Annotated in this window: 13 protein-coding genes; 7 read left to right on the forward strand and 6 right to left on the reverse strand. The window is 57.8% G+C overall.

Features of this window, described 5'->3' with window-relative positions:
* Positions 1-670 precede the first annotated feature (670 nt).
* The 5 genes from hflK (BSG20_RS17605) to BSG20_RS17625 all read left to right on the forward strand — a co-directional run bounded on the left by hflK (BSG20_RS17605) (position 671) and on the right by BSG20_RS17625 (position 8212).
* Complete coding sequence (gene hflK / locus BSG20_RS17605; protein WP_072377448.1) at positions 671-2707, forward strand: protease modulator HflK; 2037 nt, start codon at positions 671-673, stop codon at positions 2705-2707.
* Positions 2704-3705 (forward strand): protease modulator HflC, encoded by a 1002-nt coding sequence (hflC, locus tag BSG20_RS17610; protein WP_072377446.1) that lies wholly within the window; start codon positions 2704-2706, stop codon positions 3703-3705. The genes hflK (BSG20_RS17605) and hflC overlap by 4 nt, the downstream gene beginning before the upstream one ends.
* A 29-nt stretch (positions 3706-3734) precedes the next feature.
* On the forward strand, positions 3735-4748 hold the full coding sequence (hflK, locus tag BSG20_RS17615; protein ID WP_244541358.1) for a protease modulator HflK: 1014 nt from the start codon (positions 3735-3737) through the stop codon (positions 4746-4748).
* Complete coding sequence (locus BSG20_RS17620) at positions 4745-6691, forward strand: heavy metal translocating P-type ATPase (RefSeq protein ID WP_093041237.1); 1947 nt, start codon at positions 4745-4747, stop codon at positions 6689-6691. The genes hflK (BSG20_RS17615) and BSG20_RS17620 overlap by 4 nt, the downstream gene beginning before the upstream one ends.
* Before the next feature lie 216 nt (positions 6692-6907).
* Complete coding sequence (locus BSG20_RS17625; RefSeq protein WP_072377441.1) at positions 6908-8212, forward strand: mechanosensitive ion channel family protein; 1305 nt, start codon at positions 6908-6910, stop codon at positions 8210-8212.
* A gap of 226 nt (positions 8213-8438) precedes the next feature.
* Here BSG20_RS17625 and BSG20_RS17630 read toward each other — a convergent pair whose 3' ends face one another.
* From BSG20_RS17630 to BSG20_RS17645, 4 genes are all read right to left on the reverse strand, one after another.
* Positions 8439-9272: an FkbM family methyltransferase gene (locus BSG20_RS17630; RefSeq protein ID WP_072377439.1), complete on the reverse strand. Its 834-nt coding sequence runs from the start codon at positions 9270-9272 to the stop codon at positions 8439-8441.
* A gap of 506 nt (positions 9273-9778) precedes the next feature.
* The gene (locus BSG20_RS17635; protein WP_093041240.1) at positions 9779-10681 is read right to left on the reverse strand and encodes a hypothetical protein; all 903 of its coding nucleotides are present in this window, start codon (positions 10679-10681) and stop codon (positions 9779-9781) included.
* 346 nt (positions 10682-11027) lie between these two features.
* Positions 11028-12116: a glycosyltransferase family 4 protein gene (locus tag BSG20_RS17640; protein ID WP_072377437.1), complete on the reverse strand. Its 1089-nt coding sequence runs from the start codon at positions 12114-12116 to the stop codon at positions 11028-11030.
* Between the two features lie 75 nt (positions 12117-12191).
* On the reverse strand, positions 12192-13538 hold the full coding sequence (locus BSG20_RS17645) for an NAD(P)-binding protein (protein ID WP_072377435.1): 1347 nt from the start codon (positions 13536-13538) through the stop codon (positions 12192-12194).
* A 293-nt stretch (positions 13539-13831) separates the two neighbouring features.
* Here BSG20_RS17645 and BSG20_RS17650 point away from each other — a divergent pair, with 293 nt between their 5' ends.
* Together BSG20_RS17650 and BSG20_RS17655 are read left to right on the forward strand one after the other, a co-directional pair.
* The gene (locus tag BSG20_RS17650) at positions 13832-15799 is read left to right on the forward strand and encodes a hydrolase (protein ID WP_072377543.1); all 1968 of its coding nucleotides are present in this window, start codon (positions 13832-13834) and stop codon (positions 15797-15799) included.
* A gap of 133 nt (positions 15800-15932) precedes the next feature.
* On the forward strand, positions 15933-17372 hold the full coding sequence (locus BSG20_RS17655; RefSeq protein WP_072377433.1) for a lipopolysaccharide biosynthesis protein: 1440 nt from the start codon (positions 15933-15935) through the stop codon (positions 17370-17372).
* A 21-nt stretch (positions 17373-17393) separates the two neighbouring features.
* On the opposite strand, the gene BSG20_RS17660 is transcribed toward BSG20_RS17655, so the two are convergent.
* Together BSG20_RS17660 and BSG20_RS17665 are read right to left on the reverse strand one after the other, a co-directional pair.
* On the reverse strand, positions 17394-18428 hold the full coding sequence (locus BSG20_RS17660; protein ID WP_072377431.1) for a glycosyltransferase family 2 protein: 1035 nt from the start codon (positions 18426-18428) through the stop codon (positions 17394-17396).
* Complete coding sequence (locus BSG20_RS17665; RefSeq protein ID WP_072377429.1) at positions 18425-20086, reverse strand: Wzz/FepE/Etk N-terminal domain-containing protein; 1662 nt, start codon at positions 20084-20086, stop codon at positions 18425-18427. The genes BSG20_RS17660 and BSG20_RS17665 overlap by 4 nt, the downstream gene beginning before the upstream one ends.
* Positions 20087-20091: the final 5 nt, after the last annotated feature.

Here is a 20091-nt window from a genome sequence, read left to right on the forward strand (position 1 = left end):
TTTATTTTAGCGTTTGCTGACACTGAGAAAGAAATTCATCATTGCACGACTAAGCCGGATGACCGCGAGCGCTCTCTTTATTCGGAGACGAACCTTCCGGCTCGCCAAAGGAGGCGTTTGGCCGGGCGACTGCGAGTGGCTGGCCGACACTCGCGCGGTCCTGCCCAGGGTTTGGCGACAACACCGATTTGAGTGCTACATTTTCGGCCGATTTCATCGACGACAGGCTTGTAGCTGTCGCGTACGGGTGAATCTGGATCGAGACCGGTATCTACTTGTGCAAAGTAGACCCCAGATCCAATGGTCTTCAACCAATATGATAACAAAACCGCTCCGGCGATTGAAGTCTCTCAATGAATATCAATTCAACAGAAACCGCGCCGCGGGGTTTCTGCAACTTTGCCGTGTTGGCACGTTTATATCGCACGTCGTTCGGAGCGCGGATCCTACTGATAAGATCGCACGTCGTCCATCTGATGCTGCAAGTCGTGCGCGTAGGAGCCGTGGTATTGCGCCTACCTTGATCTATTAATGTGAGACCTTGCGGGCAGACGGATGATACGTAATAACGTACCGCAAATTTCGAGCCGAAGGCTTCGAACATGACATTTGAAGTCTCTTATCGGATCAGCTGCCAACCGATCGCGGCGCTAGCGAGGCACATACAAGCATGGCAACGCCAAAAACGAATAACGACGAAACACAGCGCGCCCATGATTTCAAAGACCGCGCGGACTGCCAACTTGCGGCGGATCACGCGCATGTTCTTGCAAGTCAGGGCTTCAGCATTTCGATTTTCGCAGCCCTGCTTTTGGTCGGCGCTCAGATTGCGAATGCCTTCAGCCTGAACGCAATCTGGATCGCATTCTTCTGCAATAACGCGGCAGCGCTTGTCCTGTTCGGTGCTGGACTACGATCCGCCTACGACGTGGTCCTATGGCGCCAAGAGAAAGCCGGGCTGCCCAGCCGCCCGCTCGGTAGGTCGATGCGGTGGGTCATCGCTTTCGTGAGCTCGCCGTGGTCCTTCCCGAATACGGTGGAGCCTGATCGCATTGAGCGCTGGACCGGGAGTGCATTGTCCATAGGCCAGGCGCTCTTCTCGCGCATCGGCGCCCGCCCGCTCTGGGTGATTGGCCTTTCGCTGTTGGCATGCCTGATCGTGTCTTCCGACTGGACTTTGAAGACGGACGACATAGCGATCGGAACGCTGGCCCTCCTCATCGTCGCGGCCTGTCTGGTATTCGCCTTCTTTCTGCTGGTGACAGAGAGGCGGCTCGCCGCCATCGATGCCGAGGAATGGCCGGAGGCAAGCACAATTTCACAATTGGCACGCGTGCCCATTTTCGTGCTCGTCATGTCTTGCTTTTGCCTCTTCCTGAGCGCCCGCGGATCGGGATTGTCCATCAAGCTCTTGGCGGCGCTGGGTGGCTTTAATGCTCTTGTAGGGCTCGAGTTTATACTCCGCGCAATCGTCTCGATGTTCCGCCCGCAAAACGACAACAGCGAGCCGTCATTGATCACCAACAGTCTTGTCGCGAACCTCCTTCAGTGGCCGCCTCAGCCCTGGATTGGCATCCAGACGGAATTGCGCACCAATCATGGTATCGATCTTCGCCAGATTTGGGCCTTTTCATTCATACGCAAGGCCGCTCCCGCAATCGTTCTCGGAACGATCTTTCTGGGCTGGTTGTTGAGCGGCGTCCGCGAGATCCCCATGACCGGCCGGGGTGTCTATGAAAGGTTTGGCAAGGCGGAGGCCATCCTGCATTCCGGTCTTCACACCGGCCTTCCTTGGCCGTTTGGTCGCGTCATTCTCCTCGAGTATGGCAGCGTGCACGAACTGGCCACCTCCGTCAGCACGACTGACGGCAACGAGCCGCCGACGAATGCCGAGGGACCAGCGCCAGAAAGTAGCAACCGGCTATGGGATGCCTCGCACATCAGCGAGAAATCGCAAGTCATTGCCAGTGGCACAGGTGGCAAGCAGAGTTTTCAGATCGTCAACATGGACGTACGCTTCGTCTACCGCATTGGTCTGTCGGATCTGGCCGCGATGAAGGCGGCCTATCGGGTTGCCGATCTGCCAGGATTGATCGAGAGCGCCGCAAACCGCGTCCTCGTGCATGACTTTGCCAAAAGAACGCTCAACGACGTCTTGAGCGAAGGCCGCTTGTCGCTGGCGAATGATATTGCATCGGCGGTCCAGAAAAATATGGATGAGCTGAACAGTGGCATCGAAATCCTGACGGTCATCATCGAGGCCATCCATCCTCCCGCCGGCGCGGCCAACGCCTTTCACGGGGTCCAGGCAGCGCAGATCAGCGCGCAAGCGCTGGTGGCCCGGGAGCGGGGAACGGCAGCCGAACAGGCGAATGAGGCTCAATTAAATGCCAGCCTCCAACAGGACAGCGCGACAGCTGCTGCAAGAGAAAACATAGCAGCTTCGGATGTCGCAAAACTGCGCTTTCAAGCCGATCAGTCGGCCTACCGTTTGGCGGGTCAAGCGTTCTTGACAGAGGAATACTTCAATCAGCTGACAATGGGGCTATCGCGCTCGAAGGCTCTCGTCCTCGATCACCGCATCGGCGGAAGCATCGCTCCGACCTTCGATCTTCGAAACATGATGTTGCCGGTCGATCCAGACACAAACCAAGACACAAGTGCAAAGCCCAGCACCCCCCACCAAAGCGAAGAAACCAGCCCATGACTGACGCACACACTCATCCGGAACCAGACCATCATGGTCACGATCACCATTCTCACGATCGCGACGAGACGATGCCGTTCCGATGGTCTCGTCTGGTCGTTGCAATAGTGATCGTGTCGATCATCCTGGTGGCCGCCTGCCTCGTGCAGGTCCAATCGGGGGCCGCGACCATCATCACCAGATTCGGCAATCCGATGCGTGTTCTGACCGATCCTGGCCTGGCGTTTCGGCTTCCCATTCCCTTGGAGAACACCATCAATGTCGATCTACGCGCCAGATCGACATCGAGCGGCCTCCAGGATGTCGGTACAAAGGATGGATTGCGGATCATCGCGCAGGCCTATGCGATCTGGCAGGTGCCGCAGGATCCGGATGCAATAAAGCGCTTCGTTCGCTCGGTCCAGAATCAACCTGATCTGGCAGCAGAGCAAATCCGCACGTTCCTTGGATCGTCGCTGGAAACTGCGGCCAGCAATTTCGACCTGTCGTCGCTGATCAATCCCGATCCCGACAAGCTCCGGATCGATGCGCTGGAAGCGCAACTCAAAGCCCAGATCACACAGCAATTGCTCGACACTTACGGCTTGCAGGTTGTCGATATCGGCATCGAGCGCCTGACCTTGCCCGCAGTGACGTTGAATGCCACGGTCGACCGCATGCGGGCCGAGCGCGAGACGATCGCCACCGAGCACGCGGCGGTCGGCAAACGCAAGGCAGCCGAGATCCGCTCCGCAGCCGAACGCGACGCGAGAGTTCTGCAGGCGGACGCGACCGTGAAAGCCGCCGACATAGAGGCCAAATCCCGCGTCGAAGCAGCACAGATCTATGGGGCCGCCTACAAGAGTGCCCCGGAGCTTTATGAACTGCTCCGCTCCCTCGATACGCTCGGGACGATCGTCAACTCCAACACACGCCTTGTCCTGCGCACGGATGCCGCACCTTTTCGGGCTTTGGTCGATGGACCGCCCAAGGTCTCGTCAACAGGCGAGGCACATTAGAGATGCAAACGAGCAAGGATAGGAATTCGATGGCGCAATACCAAGCTGTTCATTTGGTATCTGTGCTGCTATCCGCAATCATGGTTCTCGCGGCCGTCTGCTGGGCAACATCCAATATCGGGGAGATCGCGCCAGAAAATCGAGCTGTGGTCCTGCGCCTCGGCGCTTTGAACCGAGTGCAGGAATCCGGCCTGTTGTGGGCCCTGCCCGCGCCTTTCGAAAAGGTTTTTCTTCTTCCGGCGTCCGCCACGGTTTTGGAACACCCGATCAATGGATTGCTGCGCTCACCCGCGGCTCGGATCGGCGATGCTGATGTCTCGACGCAGAGCGACGCCCTGGCGGGGTCAGGATATCTGCTGACGGCTGACGCCAGTGTCGTTCAGCTCGACGTCCGAGTCTTCTACAGGGTGACCGACCCGTTCGCCTACGCCCTGCAGCAGGACCACGTCCTTCCAGCGTTGGACCGCCTCGCCACCCGCAGTGCCGTTGTGATCTGCGCCTCAAGAGACCTCGACAGCATTCTAGTCGCGCGCCCGGAGTTGGTCGCCTCCGACAACGGCGCCGCCGAGCGGCGCGAACGTTTGCGGGCCGACCTGGTAAACAGCATCAACAGCAGCCTAAGCGCTCTGAAATCGAAGGGTATGGGTCTCGGGATCGAGATCGACCGAGCCGACGTGCAATCGGCACTTCCAGCAACCGCCGTCAACGCGTTTGATCAGGTACTGACCGCAAGCCAGCAGGCAGAGCAGGCGATTGCGTCAGCACAAAACGATGCGGAGAAAGACAGGCAGGGCGCCGATCAGAACGCCGACCGGATCGTGCAGGTGGCGGAGGCCAAATCCAGCGAACGGCTGGCGAAGGCGCGCGCTGATACGGCTACCGTCGCGGGCTTTGCAAGCGCACGAGGATCGGAGAGCGATCCCGGTCTTCTCTGGCGCCTCTATCGAGATCGCGTTGCACAGATCCTGTCACAGGCAGGCTCGGTGGTCACGGTCGATCCCAGGGACGACGCCCGCCTCATTCTGCAGGGAGCCGACAAATGAGTGTCGCGACGGATCATTCGCATGGCTCCCATGGCCACTCGCACCACCATCATGGCCATGTGCTCAGCACCGGCCTGCTGACGGCCAATGAAAAGCAGGCAGCGGCCGTGCAACTTACCCTGGCCATGATCGCTTTGAGCCTGCTCGCTCTCGGGATCACATGGCGCTGGTTTGCACCTGATGAAGAGGGCGTCAGTCAGCTTCTGCTCGCGGCCGCCTCGCTCATCGTCGCGGTTCCAGTCATCCGGTCCGGTTGGCACAGCCTGCGCCACCCGAGCCTTCATGGCATCACCGATCAGTTGATCGCTTTGGCGATGCTGGCCGCCTGGGCGACAGGCGACCTTTTGACCGCCGCCCTTCTCCCGATCATCATGATTTTCGGACATGTGCTGGAGGAGCGCAGCGTCATCGGATCAAAAGAGGCGATGGAGGCGCTTGCTCGCCTGACCCGCAGCCATGCGCGATTGATCACATCGGATGGTGGGATGCGAGAGGTCGATAACATCGTCCTGAAGCCGGGCGATCTGGTGGAGGTCAGAGCGGGAGACCGCATTCCTGCCGACGGTCGTGTCCAGAAAGGACAGGCAAGCCTTGACACGGCACCGATCACCGGCGAATCCGTACCTCTCGAGGTCTCTACCGGTATGGAGGTCTTCGGCGGTGCGATCAATCTGGACGGCCGCCTGGAGATCGAGGTGACTCGAACGGGCGAGCATTCCACGCTTGGCAAGGTCATCGCATTGATGCAGCGCGCGGAACACTCAAAGCCACCGATCACCCGGCTGCTGGAGCGTTACGCGCAGCAATATCTGGGTTTCGTCTTGACGGTTGCGGCGATCGCCTGGTTCCTCACCTACAACGACCAGATCATGCTGGCGATCCTGGTGGCGGCCTGCCCGTGCGCGCTCGTCCTGTCCGCGCCGGCGACGGCGATTGCCGGCATTGCGGTCGCGGCCCGGCACGGCATCCTCATCCGCAGCTCGGCATTCCTGGAGGAACTGGCCGATCTGACGTCGTTGGTCATCGACAAGACCGGTACCCTCACCTTCGGCCGGCTTCGGCTGCAAGAGGTCCGACTGACCGGGAATGTGGATCGGGACGCCGTTCTGGCTTTGGCCGCATCTTTGGGCGCTGCCAGCAGCCATCCGGTTAGCCGAGCCATGGCTTCGCTCATCAGCCATGACGCATATTATCCGTTGACGGATGTCAGGGAGATCCAAGGTCTGGGTGTGGTCGCCGTCGGAAGCGCAGGCGAAGTCGCTCTTGGACGCCCCGAACTGTTCGAGCGCATGTCCGTCAGCGCTCCCTCCGTTCCTCTACACGACGGTCCGCTCGCCGGGATATCCATCGACGGAGCCTTTGTTGCCTGGTTCCTCCTGTCGGACACCATCAAGCCGGAAGCCGCGGACGCGATGACGGAATTGCGGGCGCTCGGGCTCAACCGTCAGCTTCTGCTGACCGGCGACCGTCATTCGGTCGCGCAGGCGTTGGCGCGCGAGATTGGCATTAGTGACGTTATGGCTGAGGCCCTGCCTGCCGACAAGCTAAAACGTGTGTTGAGCGAGACGAAAAGCGGCTTCAAACCTCTTGTCGTCGGCGACGGGATCAACGATTCGCTCGCCCTCAAGGCGGGTGCCGTCGGGATCGCGATGGGCGCCGGCGGTGCGGACATCGCGCTGGCCTCTTCGGACATCATCCTGATCGGCAGCGATTTGCGACGGCTCGGCACTTGCATCCGCCTCAGCAGACTATGCCGCCAGACATTGAAAACGAACGTTATCGTCGGCCTTGGCTGGACCGTGGCGATCGTCGCATTGGCGGGATTTGGCTTTCTTGGAACGGCGGGAGCCGTCGTCGCAGCGATCCTGCACAATTTCAGCACCTTGCTGGTGCTCGCCAACGCCGGCCGGATGATGAGATATGACGAACCACTGACGGCATGAGGCAAGATCTGCTTACGTCATCGCCTTACCACCTCAATTGAAGCGGGGGATTTTTCGACGGCGGGCAACACGCCACCGAATCCGCTGGCATCCGAAGGCGTTAGTGATTGCTCAACAATGCCTGCTAGAGCAGCGGCGACGCAGATGCTACGATTCAGATCGGAAAATCAGCGATACCCCGGAATCTGAGAGCAAGCACTGGATATAAGGGGAGTAATGGTGGGTTTCGAAGAAATCTTCAGAGAAGCTGAGGTTTGGGTCCGCACGGTTCTTCTAAATGCATGGACACTCTACCAGTGCGGGTTGATTGTCCTGGGGTTCCTATTTTCGACATTCGCTGCAAAACGCGTCGAGCCCCTTTTCGAAGCGCGAGCCCGCAAGATCAGGGGAAACCCGGACCTGCTACGCGTTATTGTCGCCTTTCTCAGACGCTTGCGTTGGCTTTTCCTGATCGTATGGTTGTGGCTGGTGGAAGGTGTGCTATCGCGCTATGCGTGGCCCTCGCATCGATGGCTCATTACAACGGCGCTAGCACTCACGGCTGCCTGGTTCGTCGTAGCGGTGCTGACGAGGATTATCCGCAATCAGAGCCTCGCACGCGTCGTTGCGATTGGAAGCTGGTGCTACATCGCCCTTTACACGGTAGGACTCGATGGCCCGGTCCTTGCTGGTCTCGACAGCGCTGCGGTGAATATCGGCACGGCAAGACTTTCACTGCTCTTGATCATAGAAGCCATCGTTCTGGCGGTTGCCCTGGTTTGGCTTGCCGTACTGATTGGAAACGTTTCTTCTCATTGGGTTCAGCGGTCCACGGACCTTTCCCCCTCGTTCAAGGTCCTCATCAGCAAGCTGATCAAGATCGGCTTGATCATTCTGGCAGGGACGATCACGCTGTCGACCACGGGAATCGACCTTACCGCTCTGACGGTGTTTTCGGGTGCGGTGGGCGTCGGTGTCGGTTTCGGTCTACAAAAGGTCGTGTCGAATTTCATCTCCGGCGTCATCATCCTGCTCGACAAGTCCATCAAGCCAGGCGACACGATCTCACTCGGCGAAACGTTCGGCTCGATCAGGGATCTGCGCTCCCGTTTCGTGTCGGTGATTACCAGAGACGGCAAAGAATATCTTATCCCGAATGAGGATTTCATCTCGCAGCAAGTGGTCAACTGGTCGTTCTCCAGCGACTACGTCCGTATCGAAGTCGATTTTGGAACGTCCTACGACAGCGACCCGCATGATGTCGTGCGCATCGCAATAGAAACGGCAAAGAGCATTCCTCGCATCGCAAATACCTATTCTGCGCCGGTGTGCTGGATGACGGCCTTCGGATCCTCTTCGCTCGATTTCAAGCTGAGGTTCTGGATTTCTGATCCAAGCAACGGGCTGACCAATATTCGCGGCGAGGTCCTCATGGCTTTGTGGGACGCCTTCAAGCAAGCGGGAGTTTCGGTTCCCTTCCCGCACCGCGAGATCATCATGAAGACGCCTGTCGAAATTGCTCGGCGCCCCTCCGAACCGTGATAGAGGACCCCGCATCGACGACGTCGGTTGTGCAGCGCGGGGCCAAAAGGTTTTCGCAGGCGCGCGGCGGGATCTTCTACCGCCGGCGATATCTCACGCCGAACGAGAGCCGGAGACGCTCGCCCTGCCCGGCGGTGTACTGAACATCTTGCAGCCAATGCCAACAGCCCGCCACTCGTGCAAGATAACCGGTCCTAATCACCCGCTTACTCAGACCAAAACGCCGTCACGACGCCGGGGCGACGACTTCCCTTTTCCGGCCATCGCGCAGCCTGGCAGATGCGTACCAGCCATCCCACTGCGAGAATTGTTCGAAGACGCGGCGATAACCCTTGTTCTCCAACAATTTCTGTATCGCGGCTTCGGTCTTGGGATTGTTCTCTACCGATATCAGGTCGAACTTGCGGTCAAAGCTGAAGGCGGACAAAATATCGAGTTCACTGCCTTCCGTATCGATCGACAGATAATCCACCACAGGTGGCGCATGGTAAGTTTCCAGCAAATCGTCCAGCGAAATTGTCTCTACCTGTATTTGCCTTCCCTTCTGGCGCACCTCGGAGAAATGATCCCCTTGAGAGAAATCGGCAATTGAACTCAGCTCCGGGTCGACGTCGTCGGTCGCTATAAAGTTGACCGTATTATGGGATTGAGATGAGACGCACCGATGGTCGATAGAGGCATTTCGGTTTGCGGCCAATTCCGGATGCCAAATCGGGTTGGGTTCAGCGAGGATACCGGACCAGCCAAATTGCTTCTCAAGCAACCAGGTATTGCTATTTTTCAGACCGTTCGTCGAGCCGAACTCAACGAAGAAGCCATCTCGGTTTTCGTATGATTCGTAGCAAACCCACAGGTCCTGTAAAATCTGTGCTCTCGACCAATCACGCCGTGATAGGCAATAGCCGATAAACTTGAGGTCATCATCCAATATGGCGTCGGCGACCTCTGGCCTGTTGAGGCGAATTGCATTGAATACTGCTTTCTGCAAATTCTTGTTCTGGTGCAACCTATTGAAGATCATCGCCATACCCGAAAATACAAACTTTCTTGCGTCCAGCATATCGCCTATCCGTATGAAGCGTTGAGCGACATTGTCGTCGCATGGTTTTTTTACATCAATGATGCGTCGGGTGGCCGCAGGGACAGAAAGGCATCTGTTGTCAGCCACTAAAGCAACCCTTATGGGTTACCGTTTCCGTCCCGGTTTTTCCTCCAGCTGCGTTGGAGCAGGAAGCATATTGCCGGCCCGTCAGCCCCTTGCGCACCAAGTCCTGGCGCCAACAGGTCCGAGCGAGCCGTCGAAGTGAGCGCGAACGTCAGCTTCCGTTGCATCCGTACGACACCCGCCTTATCTCGATTAGAACGCTTCTCGTGCTTGAAAGCTCCACGGATGTCGCCATCGCCGAGTTAAAAATGCTTGCTGTACGCCCACCGTCTCAATCCATGGTCATGCCTGGCTGATGTTCAATCGCGTTCCCTCTTCGCCCAAGCGCGAAGACGCTCGCAAAAACCCGACGGCCGTCCGCGACCCGACGCCAGGGACGAGACGACGGCGTACCGTCGCCATCAACTGTTCTGCGCAGGATGATAGTGATGCCAAGTCCTGCCGATGCTGGGTATCAACTGCCTCATGACCGCTTTGATGCCGAGAGCTTGTCCGGACAACCGCATACGGTAGTTTTCGGTCATGTGAATCATTACATTCTCCGGGTAGACATCTCGAAAGAATGAAAGACCTCCAGTCTCTTCGAGCTTCTCGTGGAAGAAACTGCCGGCTGGCGGCGCGATATCCTTCCAGTATCCCATCTTCGAAAGGATGTTGTTGAACAGATGGATCGTAGCGGCCCCGCGGCACTTTTCCCTGCATTCGTCAGCAGACCCCTTGAGGAGGATCTTGAACAGGTCATAGTGTTCGATCGGATAGAAGACCGAATGGCTCGTTGTCTCAATTTTCTCGCGAAGTTCGTTTACAACCTGCGTCAGCAAAATCGGCCCGGTCTGGCCCCAAACCAGGTTCCTACCAGCAACAGCCATGGCTTGTTCAATGAGCCTGTCCAAGGTCTGCTTTGATCTGATGTGAAGGACGGCGTTGTTCAGGCCGCCTTGCTCTTCTCGCACGACGATGTCACCGGGCAGTTCGTCCGGAAGCCTTTTGATCATAAGGACGTCGAGGTCGGTCCAGACCAGATCGCAGTCCCTAATCATCTTGTAGCGAAAGAGATCGGAAAATGGCGCCAGATGCGGTTTGCCGTCCAACAGAAAGCTTTTCGTCAATTCCTCTGGAAGAACGTCAGCGGCGTTGCGCAACTCCACTCCATCCGGCGCATTTTCGATCGGTTGATATGAAAAGAGTATAAGGCGGTAGCCATGCTTGATAAATGAATGAGCGCACGCCTGCTCAAGCGCATCGAGGCGCCCGCCGTACCAGAACGTTCCGAAGGCCCTTGGGTCAGATGGTTTCTCCAGCATGTGGATTCCTTCCCGAGCGAGATAAAATCGGTGTTTCAGACAGAAAGCGAAGTCGACCCGAAGGGTGCTGTAAGTTCGTTCAGGAGCGCAACGCAGCGCCGAACCACTCTGTATGAGGGGCGTATCTTATTTCGCATGCCAGTTTCATTTGGCTGACACGAGGCATGGCAGTGCTCCTGATTGCCATATCCATGTTGGCCACTCCCTGCGATTTCGCCCCAATGGCAACCAACGGAAGGAATTCATTCCTAATTTTGGACCGACCACACGAGCTCGGTGCAGCATACCAACAGGTTAACCTTACTGATATAATCGCACTGCACGCCATGCCGGCGGCAAATGAAATCTATCTTTCCTCGGCATGCGCCATCTTCACCCGCCGTGGGACCGCTGCCGCCAAGTATACTTGCAATGTCTCGCGGGCTACACGGTCGATGGTCAGGTTCTCGATGCGCAATTGGCTCTTGACCTTCCATGTTGCGATCCGTTCAGGCATCCGCAACAGGTCCAAGATCGCATTTGCAAGCGATGACGGGTCGCGCGGCGGGACAAGAATTCCCGCTTTTCCCTGCTCCAGCAGTTGCGGTATGCCATCCACTTCAGTGCCTATTATCGCGCAACCTGCCTCGCGTGCCTCCGACAGTACGAGCGGTCCGGGGTCGGCATGGGAGGGCAGGACGAAAATGTCGGCCGCCAGCATATACGGATAGGGGTCCCTCGCAGACCCGACAAAGGTGACTGAAGGTGCGCAGGCGAGAGACGAAACCATCTCCTCGTAGGATGCTCGAAACGGACCGTCGCCGACGACATAGAGATGCGCGGCAGGAAAGCTCTCGTGGACAATATCGAAGGCATGAAACAAGTCCGGCAGGCCCTTGCGAGGGTGGAGCCCGCCGACAAAAAGAATGCTTGGCGACCGCAGCGCCGCCGGCTCCTCCATTCGCGCTTCCAGCCGGCACGAACCGATTGTACCATTAAGGACAACGTGCACCTTCGAAGCGGAAACGCCTCTCCTTTGCATTGCGGACCCCACAGCGTCGCTCACAGCAATCACACGTGATCCTAGTCCCATTAACGTCGCGCTCTTCTCGAATTCGTTATGAACGGTTGTGATCAGAGGTATCCCCGCGATCTTGCAGATCGGGAAAGCCAGAACAGCGCTGGTCATCATATGCGCATGGACAATATCGGCCTTAAATTCGCGAACGTGACCGCGCAGGCAAAACACCGCCTTGGCCAGGCTCGGGATGCTTCGCTTATGATCGACGCGCACGGTCAAAACGCCCTTGCTGTGCAAGAGCTCGTCAAAGTCCCCTCCTCCGCTTGCGATACAAACATCATGGCCGAGCGCGGCCTGAGCGCAGGCGAGATCCACCGCGGCATGAACATGCCCGTTCTGACGCTGGGTATGGTTGAGGATGTGCAGGATCCGCATTGTTGACCTTTCGTCACTTCCTTCGCGCTATGGCAAGCCGGGCTAGCCTTTTTGCATTTCGGGTGTCGACAGTCCTTACCGATTGCCGAGGTGGCCACCACTCGCCCCGATTGCTGCCTCGACATCAATCGTCGATACCCTCGCCGTCGGCTGGTAGTTGAACCCACCTTGGCGCCCGATGGACTCGATCCCGAACATGCGCAGCTTGGCAATCGCGTTCGCGGCGTTCTCGGCGGCCCCTTTGCTGTAGATCGGATAGGCATTGTCGAGGACTTGACTACCCTCGAGCTTAAGGTCTCCGGCAAACATCCCGTTGCTACATGCGTGTTCCCGAAAATCGCCCTCGGCCTCGTCAACATCCCCGACGTGACCGGCAATCACCTCGACTGCAAAATACTCCCGCCCGTTCACGCGGCCGTAGAAATCCGAATAGACGGTCAGTCGCTTCCATGCCCCGGAGTGCGAAAAGTTGTAGATGATGGACTGGGTGAAACCGCGCTCGCCCGAGAAGCTAAAGTAGAGCGCAATAAGGGTGATGGTCTTGAGCACTGGCTGCGACACCATCCCGCAAAGCTTTTCGGCAATGGCAATCGGCACGGTAGAGATAATGCGCTGAGCGGACACGACGCCGTGCCCCAACGAGAGCTCAAAACCGTTCGGCGTCTTTTCGACGGCGCGCATTCCCGCCGACAGCTGGAAGACAACGCCGTCACGCTCGAGACGACGGGCAGCTGGCTCGTAAAGCGTGGCAAACCCTTCTTTTGGCCGGGCCATCTGCCGATTTTTCGCCCCTGCCACGCGCCTCCTCTTGAAGGCTCGCCTCGTCAAATTGATGACCGATGCGTATTCGCTTATCCATAGCATCCGTTTCCTGGCCAGATCGAGATCGATGTCTTCGGCGGCAAGGCCATAAAAGCGCTTCATATAGGTCTCCAGGCCCGATCGGTGAAGCAGGTAGCTGCCGATCCAGTAACGCGCAAAATCTCGCGCATTACCCATGCGTCGTTCGAATACCCGGGCAAAGAGCACCGACGCAAAGATCCGCACCAGCCCTATCGGACCGGCTGCAAGAATGTCGTCACGGATGGAGATAGGATAGGTGGTTATCCTGCCCTGGGGATTGAGACGCCCCCAGCTCGGATCAATCGGCACGTAATACGGAAGGAGTTCGGGGAAATGTCGAATCAATGGCGAGTCGTCTTGGAAAATGAGGCTTCCAACGTCGAAAGTATATCCCTCTGGGGATGTCCAATCCATGTGGTTGCCGCCGGTATGGCCATAGTCGTCGACGACGACCACCCGCTCGCCCCCGTTTGCAAGAATGGAAGCTGCAACGAGCCCCGAGATCCCCGCGCCGAGAACGATCACATCGAAATGCTGGACTCCGGATACCTGCATCGCCTGACGGCTCGCGTCATCCATCGATTTCGCTCCATATGCCCTCTTTGCTGCAATGCGATATTATTATCTATTTTCCTGCGAGTCGATGATGCAAAGCAACAAATCTGTAAATTATTCCAAATTTTCAATACTTTCAGCATCATAGACTTACCTGGGAAGAATAATTATCTTTTCTCCTTGCTATAAATCAAACGATGTTGTTACATATCTTTAGGTCCGGCTCGCAGGTGCAGCATTTTGTCTTCCCGAGTGTCACGCTGTATGCGCCTGCTCTTGAAGACGGCACCAGATTGATCGATGGCAAAGGGTATGCAGTGTTACGGCAAAACCTCGATCTTCTTTGCAATCCGTTGAACGGGATTGGCCTGATTTCCACCGACGTGTTCGACACGTTGCTGCTGCGTCATCCGAAATCACAGCGTTCGCGTGTTATGGAGGGAGAGCAACGCTTCGCACGCCTGTTGAAGCAACGAGGATTCCACGCCAGCGCCGAGGAACTTTATCGCGTGAGGTTGCTCGCCGAGAAGTTTGCATATCGAGCGTTGAACGTCGGAGGCAGTGCGGGAGAAGTTCGCTTGACGGACATTATCTCGCGGCAGCTGGCAATGCTCGGTCTGCCGCCAGAGCTATTGCACCGACGCATCGGCCTTGAGCTAGAGGTCGAGAAGACGTCACTCTCGGCCAACGGCCGGCTGGCGATGGCGTTGCGGCAACAGCGCCAGGCCGGCGTCCGGGTAATTGCCGTCTCTGACACCGGCCTTGCCACCGACCAGCTCTCAGAATTAATCGCGTACTTTCATGGTCCCGGTCTTATCGATAAAATCTATTCGAGCGCTGACGTTGGCGCAAGCAAGCGCTCCGGACGACTGTTTTCTGCCGTCCTTGCCGCCGAAAACATGTTCCCCTCGGGCATGCTGCACATCGGGGATGACTATATTGCCGATCACGCGGTGCCGCGCAGCATGGGTATCCATACCGTTCATATACCCAAGAGCCCTATCCGGCGATATGCCGCGCGCGCCGATGGTGCGCGTCGCGAGGCACTCAGAGGCTTGCGTCGTCGGCTTGCGCCTTCCGGTCCCGCATCTTGTGCCATAAGCGACAGGAATTCATTCGGTCGTGAGGTTTTCGGACCAATCGTGGCGCAGTTTTGCCTCTATATTTGGCTCTACGCAACCCAGGCTCAGGCGCAGGGGGACTGCGCGCTGGCCTTCTGCGCCCGAGGGGGCATTGGCATTCGACAAGCATTTGAAGCACTCGTTGCAAGATTGCAGCTGCCTCTCGACATCCGGCGCGAAAACATCCTCGTTTCGAGACTGATTGCGGCACGCACTGCACTGGAGAGGCGCCACGGCGCTGTTCTCGACGAGCTTGGGCGGGAATTTGCAAAAAGCAGCTTTGCGCAGGTAGCGCATGCATTGGGCGGGGCCACATACGAATTGCCGCCCAGCTGGGATGCCACGTTTGCACCGGCGCGCTTCTTCGACATGTTGAGTAGTCCGTCCGGCCAGCCAGTGCTTGAGGACGTTGTTCGACAAAACCACCTGTTCAAACGCCACCTCGATATGGTCTGCGGCCCCGCGAGGCGTATTATTCTTTGCGACACCGGACTCTATGGAAGCACACAGCGCCTGTTGGCTGCGGGGCTCCCAGAACGGCATTTCGAGACCATTCAGTTTGCCCGCTGCAACTACAAGGGGTTAAGCGAGGACCATTTTCCTGATGTGACCGGACTGATGGTTGAGGCGAAACTCTACAATCCCCTCAGGATCGAGACGGTTGTCCTGCGCTACTGGCACATCGTAGAGAGCCTCTTCGAGCCCGCGATTGCTTCGGTGCGCCACCTGACGGAGCGCGAAGATGGCACAGTGTCTGGCAATGCCGGTGCGATCGCTCACGATGTCATCGATGCCACGGCAGGCAACCCGCTGCTTAAAGGTGTCCTGGATTATATCGACCATGTCGAAAGCGGCGCGCAGGTGATGCGGCAAGCCGACGTCGCGTGGATACGACTGAAGCGAGCAATCACCAATCCCAGTGCCTTTGACATGGTGGCTCTCGGAGTTGGACCGCGCTCGATCGATTTCGGCCGAGGCGAAAGCATTCACGTGTTGGCGCACACGGATCGGACAGGCCTTGCGAAGCGGCTGAAATCGACGAAGTCGCAGCTGTGGCGAGAAGGCGCAATTGCGCGCGATTTTCCTCACATGAAGTCCGCGCTGCTTTCTGCACTCGAACTGGCGCATATCGTACGAGGAGTGTCGGCACGTCTTTATCGATGATGACCGTTGAGGAGCGGTTCTAGGTCATCGAACGCCGGTTTCAAGGCAAGATAGACGTCATTAGGGAGGTTGGTCGGGCTTTAACGCGCAGCTGCCTGCTCGCCGCGTCATAGCCGAGGTGTTGGAGTGTGTAATGCTGGCATTTAAGGCCATGCAAGGAGCCGGGTGGCTTGTCTTCTCGCGCTTCGTTGGCCGTATCATCGACTTCTTCACGCTGCTCGTGCTTGCGAGAATACTTTCTCCGGCGGATTTCGGCCTGGCGGCCCTTGCAACCTCTCTCGTCGTGATCATCAATACGGTTTTGGAAATTCCAGTAACCCAGGCGCTTCTACGCCTGCCAGCTATCGACAAGAGCCATCTGGATACTGCGTTCACGGTCGGACTTATCAGAAGCGGTCTCATGGCGGTCATCGTTCTCGCAGCCGCCTGGCCGTTTGCATTCTTTAATCACGAGCCAATGCTCATGCCACTCGTTGCGGTTCTCGGGCTTGGTCCAATCTCCAGAGGGTTTGCAAGCCCTGCCATGGTTAAATTCGCGCGCGAACTCGGCTTCCGGCAGACGTTCATCCTGGAGTTTTCCGGCAAGCTCATCGCGAGCATCATCGCCACGCTCATTGTTCTTTCGGGCGGTGCTTATTGGGCTATCGTTGCCAACTTCGTGATCGCTTCGGCCGCGTCCAGCATCGTCTCCTTCGTGCTCGCCCCCTATCGACCCGCCCTGTCTCTGTCCCGGTTGACGGACTTTGCCGGCTTCATCGGCTGGTTCAGTTCGGCGCAGTTGCTCTCGGCGCTCAACTGGCAATTTGATCGGTTTCTGATTGGATCGCTGGCCGACCGGTCGACGCTCGGACGATACGCCGTTGCCAGCGATATATCGGTTATACCGACGCAAAGCATCATAGGCCCCGCCTTGCAGCCAGTGATGGCAGCATTTTCGCAGATCAGTCATGACCGCGTCCGAACCAAGTTCGCCTTTCTCAAGGCTGCGCGGTTTGCCATGCTGATCTCTGTACCAGTCTGCATCGGCATGTCGTTGACTGCCGATCTCGCGACCGTCCTGCTGCTTGGACAAAAATGGAGCGAGGCGGCTCCTATCCTGAGCCTGCTTGCCCTTTCGGTAGCGCCGATACCCTATTTCCAGACGCTCTATTCCGTAAGTCTCGCGCTCGACCGGCCAAACATCATCTTCCGCATCAACGCCGTCGACCTTGGCATCAGGCTGGTGCTGCTTCCGCTCGGATTTTACCTCGGCTCGATAATGGGCGTGAGCGTTGCCAGGATTGTACTATCGTCTTTGATGTTCGCCTTCTATCTGGGCGAAACCCGAAGCCTTCTTGCGCTTGGCATCGCGGAACAGTTGCGCAATCTTTGGAAAGTCGCATTTGCGTCAGCCGTGATGGCGATTTCGGTCCTGTTTCTTCGCGAGGGTCTGGCCGCACAGCAGTTACATCCCCTCGTGGAACTCGCATGCGTGGGGACGATGGGCGCAGCAGCCTACACCGCGACATTGCTCCTTCTCGGCATCAGGTTGATTGCCGGACGCGGGCAACTTGAACTCGTCGACAGGCGGTGAAATCCCCGCAGCAATCGGACCTTAAAGCAGCGATCGTAGCAGACCGGCCATCGAACGCTGGTTGGTATTCAGCCGGTACGTTAGCCCCTGTTGGGCGCGTCGAACCGGCAGCATCGCCGTCAGAATCAAAAAGCCTACAAGCGCGGCCCTCATTTTGATGGATCCGTCGTTTTCCCAGACGCGTTGGAGGAGGCGAGCCAGGTTTGCGATCGGAACTCGCCGGCCCTCTGCGACAGCCAGGTAAAATGATCGCTCTAGATAAAAATGCGTATCTTCGGCCCGGGCCAGATTCTTCGCCTTTGCCATGGGCTCCAGAATTCGCCGCAGGTGATCCATTCGCGCCATAAACCGGGTCAGCTCGCGTCGCAGCAGTTTAGCGTCAAGGGGGCGGCCGAGGCCGGAATCGTTTCGGTCGTGGACCCTGTAACGGCCGAGTGGTTCTGACAGGCTGACAACGTCGCCAAGGAAAGGCACGGCAAAGAGAATGACGCCATCAACGGCGTTCTCATAATCGGCCTCCTCAAGGAAGCGACAGGCGTCGCGGCGAAAGACATTTCCCGATGTTGGCGGAGTAGTGTAGGTGCCCGTTCTCAAAACGCGTGAAGCGAGTGCGCGACGGTCGCGAAAAGCGGTCAGTTTCGGAACCGGGTGTCCAATGACCGCACCGTCGCGATCGATGCGCACCAGAGGAAATTGCAGCTTTGCGACCCTATCGTCGAGTTTTTCAAGAATGATTGCGAGGGAACCCGGCTGCAGTTCGTCGTCGGCATCAAGAAACAGGACAAACGGTGCCCGCGTCTTACCCAGCCCATAAAGACAGGCCGCCCGTTGACCACCGTTTTTGATCCTGTATGCGCGGATACCGTGTTCTTGAATCACACTCCAGGAAGCGTCGGTCGATCCGTCGTCGACAACAATCAATTCACAGTCGTTACACCGCTGATCAAGGACGCTCCTGATTGCCAGCGATACGTATTCTGCGTAGTTCCAGCAGGTGATTATGACGGCAAGCCGCGGCACCGCCCCGGCCACGTCCGCCATGTCGGGCCCAGTCATGAATGCGCCTTATTAACGACGGTTCCCACCACATTGGCGCCTGCCCGGCGCAGTTGGCGAATGCAGTCCCCTACTTCCTCGATCGTCGTCTCGCCGGCCAACGCCAAGACGATCACGGCGTCAGCAAAGCTTGCCAACGCCAGAGCATCCATTGAACCTTCAATGGGTGGTAGGTCGAGGACGACGTCGCCCTTTTGCCGCGCGGCATCGATGATTTGCTGAACTCTGGCATCACGGAAATCGGCAAAAAGGTTTGCGTTGGTGTCCTTCGAGTGGATCGGCAAGACCGAAACCCCACCGACGTGATCGAAGGAAAGCTGACTGAACAAGAGATTGGCGAATACCGCACCGGCCAACGATGTCGTTGGCGGGACCGACCCGTCCAGCGCTGCTGGAACGTCGCGCGTTGCAGCCTGGAAGAGCGTTACGCCCCGGCCACTCCGGCTCATCAACTGGGCAAGAGCTGAGGAAAGTGTGGTTACACCGGTTCCCGGGGACCAAGACACAACCGCGACCGCAATGCTTCGATCGTTGCGAAGACTTGTACAGGCAATCTCGATCGAGGTGCGAAGGTCGTGGATCGCAGCAACAAAGCGTTGTTGACGCGGGGTGTCGATGCGCCATGGTATCGCATTAGCGCCTGGAACATCGGGAACCGAACCGAGGCAAGGTATACCGGCATCACGCGAGAGATCATTGGCATTTCGCACCTTCCGGTCAAGCGCGAGATTGACCGCTATGAGACCCAGGCCGCCAAGCAGTCCCAGTACGCCGCCAAGCGCGACAATCAGGGATCTGCGCGGACCTGAAGGGCTTAACGGTGGAAGGGCTGCACCAATGACCCGGGCGCCCGCGTCTGGCGTGGGGATCGCTGGCAGGGCTCCTGCTTGCATTCCCTCGCGAGCTGCGTCGACCTGCAAGGCAAGGGCATCCAGACGCCCCTGCAGCGCGTCCGTCCCCGCCCGCTCCGTTTGCTCCTTGAAGGAGACGGCCTGAAACAAGTAGCCTGACACGACTCCATTGGCGACACGCGCCGGCAGAGCCGGGTCCGAGGCAGAGTATTCAATTTCAATGACGAAGGATTGGCCGACGCGGCGCACATCGAGGCGTTGCGCGAAATTCGAGAACGCGGCGCGTTCGGCATCGTTTGCAAGATCTGTGACTGCGGCCGACGCTCGCGGAACCTTGCCATTCTCCAGTCGATCGGTGGGGCGAAACAACGTCCGAACAAACGACAATATCGGGTCGAATAAGCCGGGCTGGCGCGGGCCAAGTTCCGGCGTGTCCCTCAAATTGAGGCTTTCGAATACCGCTGAAAGCAGCCGCTCCGATTTGATGGTCTGCAACTCACTGTCTGCACGAGAGGTATCCAAGCTCTGCTGCGGGCCCCATTCCTGGCCCGAAGCTGCCGATTGCCTCGGCTCAAGCAGAAGGGTTGCCACGGCATTGTATGTCGGCGGCAGCGAGCGCGCATAAAGACCGGCCAACAACAAGCCGGCAAGCGTACAGGCCAGGAGGGCTATCTTGTAGCGATAGCCAAGAACAATCAGATATCGAAGCAGGGCGATTGGGCCATCTTCGGTACGCTCGGGTTGAACCTCGTTAAGCCGCCAGAGCCGAGCTGCAGGATCCAGGGGCCGCGGGTTGTTGAACATCATTGGGC

It is taken from the genome of Rhizobium tibeticum (assembly GCF_900110205.1).
Taxonomy (GTDB): domain Bacteria; phylum Pseudomonadota; class Alphaproteobacteria; order Rhizobiales; family Rhizobiaceae; genus Rhizobium; species Rhizobium tibeticum.

Coding starts and splice junctions, on each gene's coding strand:
- hflK (WP_072377448.1), top strand. CDS start 671: ATGGCAACGCCAAAAACGAATAACGACGAAACACAGCGCGCCCATGAT.
- BSG20_RS17640 (WP_072377437.1), bottom strand. CDS start 12,116: ATGCGGATCCTGCACATCCTCAACCATACCCAGCGTCAGAACGGGCAT.
- BSG20_RS17620 (WP_093041237.1), top strand. CDS start 4,745: ATGAGTGTCGCGACGGATCATTCGCATGGCTCCCATGGCCACTCGCAC.
- BSG20_RS17625 (WP_072377441.1), top strand. CDS start 6,908: ATGGTGGGTTTCGAAGAAATCTTCAGAGAAGCTGAGGTTTGGGTCCGC.
- BSG20_RS17635 (WP_093041240.1), bottom strand. CDS start 10,681: ATGCTGGAGAAACCATCTGACCCAAGGGCCTTCGGAACGTTCTGGTAC.
- BSG20_RS17660 (WP_072377431.1), bottom strand. CDS start 18,428: ATGACTGGGCCCGACATGGCGGACGTGGCCGGGGCGGTGCCGCGGCTT.
- hflC (WP_072377446.1), top strand. CDS start 2,704: ATGACTGACGCACACACTCATCCGGAACCAGACCATCATGGTCACGAT.
- BSG20_RS17655 (WP_072377433.1), top strand. CDS start 15,933: ATGCTGGCATTTAAGGCCATGCAAGGAGCCGGGTGGCTTGTCTTCTCG.
- BSG20_RS17630 (WP_072377439.1), bottom strand. CDS start 9,272: ATGCTGGACGCAAGAAAGTTTGTATTTTCGGGTATGGCGATGATCTTC.
- BSG20_RS17645 (WP_072377435.1), bottom strand. CDS start 13,538: ATGGATGACGCGAGCCGTCAGGCGATGCAGGTATCCGGAGTCCAGCAT.
- BSG20_RS17665 (WP_072377429.1), bottom strand. CDS start 20,086: ATGATGTTCAACAACCCGCGGCCCCTGGATCCTGCAGCTCGGCTCTGG.
- hflK (WP_244541358.1), top strand. CDS start 3,735: ATGGCGCAATACCAAGCTGTTCATTTGGTATCTGTGCTGCTATCCGCA.